Below are 13,354 nucleotides of genomic sequence, written 5' to 3' on the forward strand. Positions count from 1 at the left end.
TATTACCCTCTGCTTCAGCCATTTCCATTTAGCATTTTTCCGTCGAGTTCAGAAAAGAAACCGTCGTATTCTTAACAGACCAAATCTTCGTTTAGGATTGCCTGCAGCAACTGCTTCTTTAGCACAACAAAATAGGGGGGGGGGGGGGTAGGAAGCGCACGCGCGCCAATATCTTTGAAGAATAAGAGACAGTCTTATCATAGTGCTGTGTTACCTTTCATCATGTCAATTAAGACTGCCTAGCGACTAGACTCCACTGGTCGACATAAAGAACATAAGTGAGGGGTGATGTAATTACTTAATTCATCTCTTAGGTGGATAAGATTATGATCGACAAAAAAGCTAGAGATCTTCTCGGGACAATCCTCGAATCCTTTGGCCCAGCGGGTTTTGAACGAGAAACAGCTACAATCATAAAGAGAAACGTCAAAAAGTACGCTGATAAAGTAACCACAGACAAGTTAGGTTCTGTAATCTTCAGTCATGAAGGCACAGACAAACGGCCTAGAGTCCTGCTTACGGGACACATTGACGAAGTCGGGTTTGTAATCTCTGGAATAGATGACAAAACAGGCTTCCTAACATTCAACCCCCTAGGCGGATGGTGGGACCAAGTACTTCTCTCACAACGAGTCGTAATAAGAACTGAGAAAGGAGATATCCAAGGCATCATAGCCGCAAAACCGCCACATCTCCTATCCGCAGAAGAGAGAAAGAAGGTAGTTGAGAAGAAGTCTATGCACATAGACATAGGAGCTACAAGCAAGAAAGAAGCAGAGAATATGGGAGTCAAAATAGGTGATCCCGTAGTGCCCTGGTCCCCCTTCTCAACCATCAAAAACGGCAAGTTAGGTATGGGAAAGGCCTTCGATGACAGGATAGGAGCCTTCGTTATCATGGAAGTCCTGCGCGAAATCGCTGAAAAGAACATCAAGCACCCAAACACCTTCTACGGTGCAGCAACGGTTCAAGAGGAAGTTGGCGCAAGAGGCGCCGCAACAGTTGCACATCTCGTCGATCCAGACGTGGCCATAGTTCTGGAAGTCGATATTGCAGGAGATGTGCCCGGAGTAAAACCCAGCGAGGCGCCCACAAAGATCGGGAAAGGCCCATCACTACTGACGTATGACCGCTCCATGATTCCCAATCAGCCTCTAAAACAATTCGTGATCAATACGGCCAAGAAGATGAAGATTCCCTTACAGTTGTCAATGGTTGCAGCTGGTGGAACAGACGCCAGCAGAATTCATATGAGTCGAGCTGGGTGCCCAAGCATCGTAATAGGCATCCCAACTCGGCACATTCACTCTCACGTTGGAATCTTGAGCTTCGAGGATGTGGAAAAAACAACAAAACTGATATTAGGGCTTGTGAAACTTCTCAGCAAAAAGAAGGTTGATAGCTTCACAGCTTTCTAGAGAACGCGCATGTAATATGCGCACAATTGAAAATTCAGTAGAGACAAAAAGAGTTAAAGCTCTATTGAAATAACTACTGCTCCGGTTAGTGATAATGGATCTTCTGTTATTGGTTCCACTTACTCCTTATGTTCTAATTCTTGGTGGTTTTACTGCAGCTTCTTGGTTGATTGGGAAACTTTCCAAGTCAGCTCCGGTTGCGGGAGCGCCTATTAGTGCTGCGATGAAGATTATGTTGCTCTTTGGATTTCTTGTGGGGGTTCTCATGTTAGCGACTGCGGCAGGTGTCTGGCTGAGTCAGGCTTGGGATTCCGGTACGCGTTACCTTTTAGTAGTTACCGGTTTGGCCTTGGTTCTGAAACCTTTGAAGGACGTTCCTTGGGCGGCTTTGATAGGATTGGTGATAGGAGGTTCGTGTGCTGGTTTGGTCTACATCTTGTATCCATTGCCTGAAACTGTTTTGGGCATCTCGTCAACTTGGGTGTACTTGGCAATCTTCCTAATCCCAACTTTGCTGGCTTACATCTTTTTCAAGTTTGCAGAAGACCTTCTGAAGCTGGTGGGCACGATCTTGGCTTCAAGACCTGTTGTCACCATCTTAGGCATCTTATGCCTTCTTCAAGGCGTACTTCTGCTTTTGAACATGAGCATATTCACGAGTTTTCTCCCGTAGGATCGAAGATAGCGCGCACGTGACGATTATAACCAAAAATCCGGAGCCACGGATATTCTGATTATGTGAACTTATAGCCTTTTCAGAGATAGTCGGTATGCTGCTACCCCTAACGCAAATAGAATCATGCCTGAGATTGACATGTAGACGATTTCTGGCATTATCGCTTCAAAGGGAAGATTTTTTGTCATAATACCCTGCATGGCATTGACCAGTTTCGTGAACGGAAGAGCCTCCCCAAAAATTTGAGCCGACTGTGGCATTATAGAGAGAGGGAAGAAGGCCCCGATGAAAAATTGGAGTGGCACGCTGATTAAAACTGCGACTGAATTGGCAGCCTCTTCGTTTTTTGCAAGAGAGGAGATTATTAGTCCGAGCCCTATTGCAGAAAGTGCCCCTAAGAAAATTGACAACACAATTGCTGGAATATTCCAGTAGAGGTTAACCTGAAAAAGAAGTATGCCACTAGCAAGCATGATGGACGCAGATAAATAGACGATTGCCAAGCAGGAGACGACCTTTCCCGCTAGAACAGTTACGGGAGAGACCGGTGCGATAATCATTCGCTGAAAAGTTCCTTTTGTACGCTCACTTGCAATCGACACAGAAGCATGGTTTAGCCCGCTCCAAAGGAGGACAAGGCCAAGTGTGCCTGGAACCATGTAGTCAATCCACCTTAGCTGGCGTCCGGAGACATCTGCTTCAATGGTTGAAACTGTAATCGGATCGGCGAGAACTTCAGCGTAACCTTGAAGGCTCTCTGGGATTTGATCAATCGCAATTTTTTGATATTCTCTTATGAATCCGGAGATGAAGCCAAGAATACTCTGCTGTGCGATTATAGAGCCTGTGGGGTCGCTTGGGTCAGTGTATATACCAAAGTGGGCTTTTGTTGGGATTGGCATTCCTAAGCTGTCTGTATACTGGAAGGAGAGTGTTTCTGTAAAGTTAGCTGGTATAACCACAGCAATCTTGATCTGCTCGCGGCTTATATCATATGCAGCAGTGCCATTGGCGTCTTTATCGCCGTACGCATCGTATTCGTAAACGGTGAAGTTGACGTCTTTCAGCGCTTGAACAAATGCGTCTCCAATTGTACTGTTTTGGGAGGCGGTGCCATTTACATAAATCGTTTTTGCGTCAAGGTTGACTGTTCCGACTCGAATTCGGCCTGTTTCTCCTGTGCCTTGAGTGCCGAACGTGAAGCCAATTATCATCAGGAAAAACAGAGGAAAGATCAATGTGAAGAAGATGGCGGTTTTGTTTCGTGCAATTCCAAGAAAATCTGTTTTTGCAATTGCGAATACTTGATTTATCGTTCTCTTGAGTTTCATAATTGTTCTCCCTCTTCTCTCAAGCTTCGTCCTGTGAGTAAAATGAACACGTCTTCAAGCGTGACTCGAGAAAGTTCAATAGACAGGATTTTTATTCCCACAGAGGAGATAGCCGATACAACGTCTGGCAGGACATCCTCTGCTCTTCTTGTGATTATTTTTAATGCTTCAACTTCTTCATTTTCGTCATAAGCCCTGTAAGACCTTTTGACTCCTGAAATCTCTTTCACCGCCTTTATCAGTTTCAAGGTTATTTTATCTGGAACTACGGTTATGGTGTTTTCCATCTTGACCTTTTTAATGAGTTGACGAGGGCTGCCTAGCGCGATGATTCTGCCCCTGTCCATAATTGCCACTTGACTGCATAGTTCTTCCGCTTCATCTATCATGTGCGTTGTTAGCATTATGGTTTTTCCCTCCTTATGCAAGGCCTGAATAATTTCCCAAAGAGCTAACTTGTTTTTAGGATCAAGTCCGGCAGTAGGTTCGTCTAAAAGGATAACTTGAGGCTCATGGAGAAGGGCAGCAGCTATGTTGACGCGGCGTTTCATGCCACCAGAGTAAGTGAAAATGTGACGTCTTACAGCTTTTTCGTCCAGCTGAGTGAACTTCAAAAGTTCCTCAATTCTATTCTTGAGTTTGCCTCCTGTCAATCCGTAAAGTTTTCCAAAAAAGGCGAGGTTTTCACGAGCATTCATGTAATCGTACAAAACAATATCTTGCGGAACAACGCCTAGCAATTCTTTCACCTTCATAGGCTCGTCTTGAATGTTGAATCCCCCAACTTTAATTGTGCCTGAAGTGGGGTTTATCATTCCACAAAGCATCTTTGTAAGCGTAGACTTTCCAGCGCCATTAGGTCCCAGCAAGCCAAAAAGTTCTCCTCTCACAACGTTCATAGAGACATCGTCCATGGCAATCGTGTCTTCGAAATATTTAGTAATTGAATTTACTTCAATGTCATCAAAATTCATGGTTTCAGCATCCTTTCTGCACGTTCCTATTCATACGAGTTTTAGTTTAAATCTTTAGGGATAATACATGCGCGCGCGTTTACTATAATCAAATGCTAGCATTCCAGATTTTCCAAAATTCTTCTTCGTAGAGATTGGCAGTGTGGTTCCCATAGACAACAATCAAATTCTCATTATTACGTTCTTCTCCGTTTGCTGACCAGTTGAAACTTCCAGTCAGAACGACTTCCGTCAACAACCATGACTTTGTTGTGCATAGATTGCGAATTTGTGTTGTTTCTAACATCGACTCCATTACTCTTTAATCTCTGATATTCGCTATACCCACTTATCTGGCTCTTCTCAAAAACAACTTTCACGTCTATGCTTCGGTTGTGAGCGTCAACTAAAGCGTGTCCGATCGAGTCAAGCGTGAAACTGTATATGAGAATGAATACTGAGGAGTTCGCTTTTTCAATCCAATTGATGACTGCTTGTTCGCACCCCCCGTTTGGAGAAAAGTAAACACCTCTAATTTCACTACCCGCTAGAGCAAGCTCATAATCATCTTCAAGTTGCTCATATGCTTGTTGAAGTTGATAGTATGATAAGTTCAAAGAGTCACGTTTGATTTGTAGAACCTCATACCACTGCTCAAGCAGTTCATAAATGTCTTGAAGTGTCTCGTGAGTTTGATTCAAAGACTCATAGCTGGTTTGCAATAGACCATACTCTGCCAAAAGCTCACCATAATCCATTATCAGTTGGTTGTAAGTTGCATTGAAATCACTGTATTCAGTTTGCATCGTTGAAATCTCTGATTCCAACCTAGAGGTTTCAGACTGGAGTGAGAAAATTTGAGGAAGAGAAATTGAATATCCAATCCCAGATCCAATCAACAGAGACAATATTATTGGAGCAAGCAACTTTGTATTCATAAACACACCATTCTAAGAATAGAAGTTTCGTTCTTATGGCTTTTAGATAGGCTCGTGCGTGCATGTACAAATATCTGTTTCACTCCTCCCTCTCAGCTTTGCTGGTTGTCGTTGCTTAGAAGCCCCTAAATATTGATTTGAGAAAGCACTGTTCTATGGTGTATCGGAAAAGTTTGAGTGATGTTTGGTGTTGCAGTTGGAACTGCGGCTTCGCACATAGGGACTTGGAGGAGGTAGTTGAACATGAAAACAAGGAACATGGCTGAACTTTGCTTAAAGGAGTGCTCTCATTGTAAAGAACGGGTTATCATTAGTTATGCATGTCCTAAGTGCAGGGTTAGAACCTGTATGCTCTGTGCGATAGAAAACGACTGGAAATGCCCGAATTGTAATGTAGATGTTGTTTGAAAACAAGACAGTTAATTTATTTTGCAGTTCCTCTTTTTCGATGACTCATAGACAACCACTCTTAATGCTGGTACGTTGGGATAACGCACATATATGACTGAGCAAGCCTCATTTTCGCACTGGTACTTGCTCTTTTTCGTTCTCTTCACTAAGGGCTTTCCACACTCTGGACATTTAGCCATCTCAAATCACTGTAGTCTTAGTCACAGGTCAGCAAACTTATTGCTTGTGAATTTGAAATACATAAGTAGAGTATCATCAGCGTCAGGAAGCATGCTTATTTCTCGCATAGGATAAATGTCGTATGTCTTGCATGCATGCATGGCTCTGTGAAATAGTAAAGAATGTTCTCGGCAATCTGCCCAGGTATCACACCTTTAAAGTCTAATCCGTAGCGTTTGTCTCTATTCGGGATATTCCAAGCGTTAAAGAGTTGAAGGCTGTCTGGAACCAGATCCATTTGCGCACGCGTTTCCACATCTTAATTCTTCGCGCGTGTTTATGGCTATAGTAGGAGTCTTGTCCCAACTCCTGTCTTCTTCGCTTTCTCGTAGATAAGGACAGCTGCTGCCATGTCTTCTATAGCTAGACCTAAGTGCATTGACATGATGCGTTCTTGAGGGTTTTCGCGACCAGGTTTTTCGCCGCTAATGATCTCGTTTAATTCTGCGTATACAGGCGGTATTTTGGAGAAGTATCCTAGTTTCTTGTAATATATCAGCTGATCGTTGTCGTCGGTGCAAAATTTGTCCATTGATTGCATGGCTTCTGGCTTCCAGTATGAATCGAAGTCTAGGGGGCACGCGAAGCCGCCGTCCGTGAGCCATGATGCTTCAATTACTGGTTGTGGCTGTTTCAGAATTGGCCCTGCCGTTACAACTATGTCGCAGTGTTCAACCGCTTTTCTGGGCGAGTTAACGGGGGTAACTTTTATTTCAAATTTGGTGGTCATCTCTTTTGCATATGTCCGCAGGTTTTTCTCGTTGATGTCGTAAGCCTTTACCTCTTCTAGGGTCTTGCACACGACTGTTAGGGCTTCGAGGTTGCTTCTGCCTTGAACACCACATCCGAGGATACCCAAGGCTTTCGAGTTTTCTCTAGCCAAGTGTTTAGCTGCAATGGCGGTTGCTGCGCCGGTTCGTTTAGCTGTTATCCAAGTGCAGTCCATAACGCAAGTCGGGATGCCTGTTTTAAGGTCGTTCAAGATGAGCAGCCCAGATATGTATGGCAAGTCACGTTTGGGGTTTTCTGGAAATCCGCTGACCCATTTGACTCCTGCTGACTTCATCTTGTGTATGTAAGCTGGCATGGCGTGGATGAAGGCGTTTCTCTGAGGATGTATACCATGTTTGGGTGGCACCTCAACTTTTCCCTTTGCTTTTTCTCGGAAAGCTTCTTCAACGATTCGAATGATCTCTTCGATTGAGATGTTTAGTCTCTCTATGTCAAGTCGAGATAGGTATAGAATTCCTCCCTTAGACTTCATGGATGATACCGTGTCGAAATTGGGAGGCAAAACAGAAAAACTTTGTGCGTATTACCAAGTTTTCCCATAGTTTGTAGCAGCAATAACCACACCAAATATTCTAAGTTCCCCATTGTCATTCAAGCAAAAGTTCGACTGACTGGCAGGGTCGACCTCCTGAGAGCCATAGGATAAGGCGATAACAACCAAATCAAAAATGTCCATATCCCCATTCTAAACTCCAAACCATCCTTGCAAGAGTAAATACAGTTCCAATATTGATTGTCGTTTCATAACTGACTTATTTAGTCTGAATATTTACAAGGCATAGTGAGCAAAACACTATGAGCCTAGAACTAAAAAAACTGCAGAAGAAGGAAACTGAACTCAGAAATGAGCTGCAGTCATTGAGCGAAAAAGAAGGAATCCTAGGTGAAAAAACCAAGATATTTGAAGAAAAACTGTTAATTCACAAATCAAGAAAAAAGCTCATAGCGGAGCATAACTCAGTTAGGCAATTTGCAGGAGCACAGGCTAAGTTAAAGAAACTTGAAGAAAGATTAAGCGAAAGAAAAGAGTATCCCCGAGACTTTAGCGAAATTCAAATCCAACAAGCTGAGCAACAACAGATTAAAACAGCAGTGGAGGAAAAAACCTTTCCACCTAAAAGTAATTCAACGCCTAAAAATCGCCTGCGCTTAAATGGAAATCTAGTTTTTTCTTGGAGCTACAAGAAGCTATCTTGACGTGCGCGCATGACTTGAGGATAGCCCACCTCTACGGTTTACATGCTTCTTCAAGGTTGGTACGACTTTAGGGTGCGCACCAGAATATTTCCTTCTACATTTTCAAAACTTGAGTAATAACAAGAGCAATAATGTAGAAGACTATTGCTATGGGAAAAATTATCCAGATCTCAAGGAGATTGATTAATACGCCTAATATTATCGGCATCACTATGCCTATGATGCTCATAGGAATGAATTGTAGGCTGTAGGCAGTTCCTCTTGACTTTGGTGGTATGATTTTTGCGACTAACGAAGTTGTGATCGGCATAGTCATAATATTGAAGAAACCATAAACAAGATAAAACAGTACAGTTTGGATCGTTGAAGTCGAGACGAACATGCAGAACAATGCAACAGACACCGTTGAAATAATCAACGTAAGGGATCTTTTCCAGCCAAATTTATCTCCTACGTAACCTCCTATGATGACGCTTGCCAAACCAATTAGAGGACTTAAACCGAAAATGATGCTTGCCAAACTGGCATCTAGCCCTTTACTTTCAGTGAGATAGGTTGTTAAATATGTTGAAATGGTTCCACCCGCGGCACTTCTAAAAAGCATCAGTAGAAGAAAAGACAAGAAAGTGACAGATAAAACATCCTTTAACGGCGTAGTCAAACCTTTCCCTTTTGTCTCACTATCCTCCACAGGAGAAGGCTCATTCATATTCACAAACAAGGCTACAACTGCAATAACAAATATTGGCACAGCCCAAATTAGGTAAACGTATCTCCATTCAAGCCAACTTAGAATAAGTCCTAATGTGATAGGCCCAAGAGCAATCCCAAGAGTACCGCTTGCGCCGTGAAAACCTAACCCTCTACTCAAGAAATCTGAAGGTATAACATTAGTGGTTGCACTCAAAGCCGGCGGATGATAAAAGGTTGATGCCAGGGCAGTTAAGGAAAAACATAGAACAATAGCCTCCACAGTGGGAAATAACAAGACCAAAGAAGCAGCAAGCACTTGCAAAAACAAACTGAACGATATGAGCTTCGTGTGACCTAAGCGATCAGCAAGCAAGCCACTCGGAATTGAAAAAACCAGCGAGAAAACTCGAGGAATAGACACAATAATACTTGCAATGACAATAGATAGCCCATATTCACTAATTAGAATAGGTAAGAGAGCAAGGGGAAGATTTGTGTACACATGAAGCAAAGTATGAGAAGCACACAAAAAAAGCAATCTTGGTTTAAGATCCCCTCTTATCATAAACACACCATGCATGAGATGTGCAGTCTAATATGATATAAAATATAAAATCTTTAACACCCAACGAACGCGTGCGCATCCGCAACCCAAAAGCTTTCTTAAGAGTTTTCGTGACTACTAGTATGCGATCAGAATGCTTGGAGAAGAACTTTGATGAGTAAAGCAATCAGGATGGCTAGGATTTCAGCCCGGGGCGGATTCAACCTTTTCTGGGGCGTAGCAGCTTCCTCAATCATCTCCGCCATAGGCGTTATACTCGTAGCAAGGCTTCTATCTCCACCTAAATACGGTATCCTTACAGTCGCCTTGTTAGCTCCAAATCTCATCTCAACGTTCAGAAGTTGGGGCGTGAACTCTGCGATGATAAAATACACCGCTCAATACAAGGCAGAACATAGAATGGCAGAGGTTAAAAGCATCTTGGCTGCAGGAGTGCTTTTTGAACTCGTTTCAGGCTTCGCTCTAACCTTCATTTCCTTCATGCTTTCCGGCTTCTTGGCAACAAACATTTTCCACCGCCCTGAAATAGAACCTTTAATCCGAGTAGCGTCCTTCATCATCTTTGCAGGAGCCCTCATAACAGCTGCTCAATCCGCTTTCATAGGCTACGAAAAAATGGAGTTCAACAGCATTACGATGATATGCCGATCTGTCATCAAAACCGCTCTAATGCCTCTCCTTGTAGTCCTGGGCTTCGAAGTTTTCGGGGCAACTCTCGGATCCACAATAGCTTTCCTGATAGCTGGGTTAATCAGCATACTAATCCTCTACTTAGCCCTTTACAAGAATCTCCACAGACTAGACGACGCCAAATTAAACATTCTAGAAACAATGAAAACCATGCTCAAATATGGGCTGCCCTTGTCAATTTCAGTCATTCTAGGCGGGTTTCTTGTACAATTCTACAGTTTCCTAATGGCTATCTACTGCACGGACCTCTTAATCGGCAACTACCAAGTTGCAGCGAACTTCGCCATTCTAATCACATTCTTTGCAACACCGATAGTCACAGTGCTGTTCCCCGCTTTCTCCAAACTAAATCCCGAAAAAGACACGGAAACACTGAGAAACGTTTTCCAGTTTTCAGTAAAATTCGCTGCTCTCCTCGTCGTGCCAGCAGCAGCAGCTGTCATAGTCCTATCGCAACCAGCTATTTCCACGCTCTTTGGAGAAGAATACACTTATGCACCACTCTATCTAACCCTACTCGCCATCAACTACCTATACTCAGCATTCGGAAACCTAAGCCTCGGAGCCCTCATAAACGGCCAGGGAAAAACAAAATTCAATTTAAGACTGACCCTAATCACGGCAGCCATAGGTTTTCCACTGAGCCTACTCTTAATCCCAAGATTCGGAATCATAGGTCTAATTGCAACCGCCCTTACCGCTGGAATTCCAAGCCTAATCATAGGACTCTGGTACATAAAAAAACACTTTAAAGCCACAATCGACTGGGCCTCGTCATCCAAAATACTGTCAGCATCTGCACTTGCAGCCACAATCACTTACATAATAATATCTCAACTGAGCCTAGCCAGCTGGATAAGACTAATCATCGGAGCGACAGCTTTCCTAATTGCCTACACAACAACGGCTCTACTAATAGGAGCAGTTAACAAAGCTGACATACAAAACCTGAAAGAAATGCTAAATGAGTTAGGACCGATTTCTCACATGTTAAAGCCTTTACTAGATATAATCGAAAAACTTGCACCTCACAATGAAAGACACAACAATCACATAACATAAAACCTCTCCTAAAAAACCCAATGCTTCAACCCCCTCACAACGCTTAAGCCTCCTCCTAAACTCACCCTCCCTTCCGCTTAATAGCATCTACTACACCCAAACGAACATAATCCCCATCTCAACACCCAACAACTCCGACCCCCCTCGGGATAGTGACCTTCCAGCCATGAGGGTTTAAACTAGGATTTGAGGCTATTTCCATCACCTTTTGATGAGAAGAAGCGTTTTTCTTGGGTTTTTAGAGTTTATCGCACACTCATTTTCGATAAAGAATGAAAACTCCTAACAACATGGCTAGCCCAGCCAGTAACTGAATAAGAGTAAAGGCTTCTCTAAGAAAGGCGAAAGCAAAAATTGCACCAAAGAGAGAGGACGTAGAAAAAATGACTCCTGTTCGCATAGCACCAATTTCTCTTAATGCAAAAAGAAATAACAAAATAGAGAAGGCGATGCTGAAGGCTCCTACCGACAATATGTATGGTATTGAAGTTACGGGAATAATAAAACTAACTCTAAGAAGAAGAGACATAACTAGCAGAACAGCACCACCGATGGAGCATTTCAATCCAGTTACCATCACGATATCTCGCTTCTTGCTCAGAAATTTGCTCAGGTTATTATCCATACCCCAAAACAAACAAGCACCTATTATCAGTAAACTACCAACAACTTCTTTGGTTAGAGTAAGCCTATCAAATTCACCATTTGTTGTAATAAACACAACTCCGAGAAGCAAGAGAAAAATACCAAAATAGTCCTTTCTCGCTCCCCGCTCTTGCAGAAAAGCAAAAGCAATCAGAACAGTGAACAATGATTCTGTGCTAAGGAGCAATGCAGCATTAATCGCCGTAATTTCGCTAAGGCCATGCAAAAGCATTAATGGTGCAATGATTGAGCCACAAAGAATAACAAGGGCAAGAATTCTGTAATCTTTTTTTGATATGCTAGTTTCAGTTTCCGTGGGGGTTTCAAATAGAGCGAGAACCTTCCTGTGAAGTGGAGAAAGGTGAACTATGAATAGGAAAATGCCACCGACAAAATAAATCATCCCAGCAACGATCAAAGGATTAACAGCTTCTAAAGTAATTTTGTTCAGAGTTGAACTTGCTCCAAACAAAATCGCTGACACAATAGCGCCTACATATCCCCAATGGTGAGTCAAGTAACATCCCTCTTATTATGTAGGTTAGGTTCAGCTAATGCTTTTCTACATTTCTTTGGGAGATGAGCGCTCTGGCGTGGATGTTTTCTAATCCTAAGGAGATTCTGGAAAAATAGACTTTAATAATAGCTACAGCTATCTTGGAGAGGCGAACTTTGTGAAGTGGGTAACTCGCGAATTTGTTCATGTGGACAGAACAGCATGTCCATGGCTTATCAAAAAGTTCATAGACCCACAAGCAGAATTCATCTTTGTGCCTACAGAGAAAATAGAAGAGATAGTAAAAAACCAAGGGGCAACACCTTTTGACGCATCAGGAGTGAAGCTTGGACATAGAGAAGGCAAATGCAGCTTCGAAACCATAATAGATGAGTACAAGCTTGAAGACCCGGTGCTCCATGAACTCGCAAAAACCGTCCATTCTGCAGATACCCGTGACACTGATCTAGCGCCTGAAGGAATAGGATTAAGTGCAATAATGACTGGCGCGAGATTTAATGTGAAAGACGATTTTGAAGCGATTGAGAAAGCTGCTTATGTTTATGACGCGCTCTACAGCTATTGCAAATTCAAGCTACTTCGCCGAAAATACAAAGATGAATTAGAGAAAATGAACAGGAAACAGCAAAGGGAATTCCTAACAGAGAAAATGCGAGAATGAACAATAAACATGCACTCTGATTTTGCAGAATTCTAGTGTGTACGATTACATCTGATCTACAAAGCTTCGACCAGTGTAACAAGGATGAAAGCATGATAGAAATTCGTAGCTTCGACGGGATTGCCTATATTGAACTCCTTCTGTATGCGTTTATGATTGAACCTTTGGTGGTATTAGATATATTCGAAGTTGCCCTTTTGTAACCTTCAAATTTATTGTCTGATCCACCCCACTTATGGCTGAAACAGCGAGCAAGTTTCGTATCCCGCTTTTTCTCACGCCCAAAACTATTTCAGCCGTTTCTTTAGTCAGTTCGACCTCAAGGTGAGTAATCTTCCATTGATCGAGGTCGAATATGAGCTCCTTAACCTTGCCCACATCCAGATCTTCGCAGACGATTTTCTTTCCGAGAATTTCTTCACCTTTCATATCCATGTAAATCACGCAGTAGCTTTTGAGTCAAAATTATAAAAGATTTCTGGTTGGTCGCGCTGAAGATTTGAATCTGACTAAGCAAGATACTTAAGGGAACTTTGAGCAGCCAGAGACGTGCCGAGCAAAGAACGGGCAAACTCTGATGCGTGTG

At 42.8% G+C, this 13,354-nt stretch carries 13 protein-coding genes; 5 read left to right on the forward strand and 8 right to left on the reverse strand.

Features of this window, described 5'->3' with window-relative positions; translation table 11 throughout:
- The first annotated feature begins 326 nt into the window (after positions 1-326).
- Entirely contained in the window at positions 327-1,418 is a 1,092-nt protein-coding gene (locus NWE91_09445) for a M42 family metallopeptidase (protein MCW3986610.1), read from the forward strand.
- Between the two features lie 94 nt (positions 1,419-1,512).
- Positions 1,513-2,091, forward strand: coding sequence for a hypothetical protein (locus tag NWE91_09450; GenBank protein ID MCW3986611.1), 579 nt, complete (start codon positions 1,513-1,515; stop codon positions 2,089-2,091).
- A 71-nt stretch (positions 2,092-2,162) separates the two neighbouring features.
- Here NWE91_09450 and NWE91_09455 read toward each other — a convergent pair whose 3' ends face one another.
- From NWE91_09455 to NWE91_09475, 5 genes are all read right to left on the reverse strand, one after another.
- The gene (locus NWE91_09455) at positions 2,163-3,425 is read right to left on the reverse strand and encodes an ABC transporter permease (GenBank protein ID MCW3986612.1); all 1,263 of its coding nucleotides are present in this window, start codon (positions 3,423-3,425) and stop codon (positions 2,163-2,165) included.
- On the reverse strand, positions 3,422-4,399 hold the full coding sequence (locus NWE91_09460; protein MCW3986613.1) for an ATP-binding cassette domain-containing protein: 978 nt from the start codon (positions 4,397-4,399) through the stop codon (positions 3,422-3,424). Before NWE91_09460 ends, NWE91_09455 begins: the two co-directional genes overlap by 4 nt.
- A 176-nt stretch (positions 4,400-4,575) precedes the next feature.
- Entirely contained in the window at positions 4,576-5,316 is a 741-nt protein-coding gene (locus NWE91_09465) for a phospholipase D-like domain-containing protein (GenBank protein ID MCW3986614.1), read from the reverse strand.
- A 685-nt stretch (positions 5,317-6,001) separates the two neighbouring features.
- Positions 6,002-6,202 (reverse strand): hypothetical protein, encoded by a 201-nt coding sequence (locus tag NWE91_09470; GenBank protein MCW3986615.1) that lies wholly within the window; start codon positions 6,200-6,202, stop codon positions 6,002-6,004.
- 27 nt (positions 6,203-6,229) lie between these two features.
- The gene (locus NWE91_09475; GenBank protein ID MCW3986616.1) at positions 6,230-7,210 is read right to left on the reverse strand and encodes an ornithine cyclodeaminase family protein; all 981 of its coding nucleotides are present in this window, start codon (positions 7,208-7,210) and stop codon (positions 6,230-6,232) included.
- A 323-nt stretch (positions 7,211-7,533) separates the two neighbouring features.
- On the opposite strand from NWE91_09475, the gene NWE91_09480 reads away from it, so the two are divergent.
- Positions 7,534-7,935, forward strand: coding sequence for a hypothetical protein (locus tag NWE91_09480; GenBank protein ID MCW3986617.1), 402 nt, complete (start codon positions 7,534-7,536; stop codon positions 7,933-7,935).
- A gap of 94 nt (positions 7,936-8,029) precedes the next feature.
- Here NWE91_09480 and NWE91_09485 read toward each other — a convergent pair whose 3' ends face one another.
- Complete coding sequence (locus tag NWE91_09485) at positions 8,030-9,193, reverse strand: MFS transporter (protein MCW3986618.1); 1,164 nt, start codon at positions 9,191-9,193, stop codon at positions 8,030-8,032.
- A 153-nt stretch (positions 9,194-9,346) separates the two neighbouring features.
- Between NWE91_09485 and NWE91_09490 the strand changes: the two genes are divergently transcribed.
- Positions 9,347-10,945 (forward strand): flippase, encoded by a 1,599-nt coding sequence (locus tag NWE91_09490; protein MCW3986619.1) that lies wholly within the window; start codon positions 9,347-9,349, stop codon positions 10,943-10,945.
- Positions 10,946-11,201: 256 nt separating this feature from the next.
- On the opposite strand, the gene NWE91_09495 is transcribed toward NWE91_09490, so the two are convergent.
- Entirely contained in the window at positions 11,202-12,107 is a 906-nt protein-coding gene (locus NWE91_09495; protein ID MCW3986620.1) for a DMT family transporter, read from the reverse strand.
- A 157-nt stretch (positions 12,108-12,264) separates the two neighbouring features.
- Here NWE91_09495 and NWE91_09500 point away from each other — a divergent pair, with 157 nt between their 5' ends.
- Entirely contained in the window at positions 12,265-12,768 is a 504-nt protein-coding gene (locus NWE91_09500; GenBank protein ID MCW3986621.1) for a chromate resistance protein, read from the forward strand.
- A 150-nt stretch (positions 12,769-12,918) separates the two neighbouring features.
- Here the strand turns inward: NWE91_09500 and NWE91_09505 are convergent, their stop codons facing one another.
- On the reverse strand, positions 12,919-13,203 hold the full coding sequence (locus tag NWE91_09505) for a hypothetical protein (protein MCW3986622.1): 285 nt from the start codon (positions 13,201-13,203) through the stop codon (positions 12,919-12,921).
- Positions 13,204-13,354 lie beyond the last annotated feature (151 nt).

Source organism: Candidatus Bathyarchaeota archaeon, from assembly GCA_026014805.1.
In the GTDB taxonomy this organism is placed as follows: Archaea; Thermoproteota; Bathyarchaeia; order Bathyarchaeales; family SOJC01; genus JAGLZW01.

Coding starts and splice junctions, on each gene's coding strand:
- NWE91_09490 (MCW3986619.1), top strand. CDS start 9,347: ATGAGTAAAGCAATCAGGATGGCTAGGATTTCAGCCCGGGGCGGATTC.
- NWE91_09475 (MCW3986616.1), bottom strand. CDS start 7,210: ATGAAGTCTAAGGGAGGAATTCTATACCTATCTCGACTTGACATAGAG.
- NWE91_09455 (MCW3986612.1), bottom strand. CDS start 3,425: ATGAAACTCAAGAGAACGATAAATCAAGTATTCGCAATTGCAAAAACA.
- NWE91_09485 (MCW3986618.1), bottom strand. CDS start 9,193: ATGATAAGAGGGGATCTTAAACCAAGATTGCTTTTTTTGTGTGCTTCT.
- NWE91_09450 (MCW3986611.1), top strand. CDS start 1,513: ATGGATCTTCTGTTATTGGTTCCACTTACTCCTTATGTTCTAATTCTT.
- NWE91_09480 (MCW3986617.1), top strand. CDS start 7,534: ATGAGCCTAGAACTAAAAAAACTGCAGAAGAAGGAAACTGAACTCAGA.
- NWE91_09505 (MCW3986622.1), bottom strand. CDS start 13,203: ATGGATATGAAAGGTGAAGAAATTCTCGGAAAGAAAATCGTCTGCGAA.
- NWE91_09445 (MCW3986610.1), top strand. CDS start 327: ATGATCGACAAAAAAGCTAGAGATCTTCTCGGGACAATCCTCGAATCC.
- NWE91_09465 (MCW3986614.1), bottom strand. CDS start 5,316: ATGAATACAAAGTTGCTTGCTCCAATAATATTGTCTCTGTTGATTGGA.
- NWE91_09460 (MCW3986613.1), bottom strand. CDS start 4,399: ATGAATTTTGATGACATTGAAGTAAATTCAATTACTAAATATTTCGAA.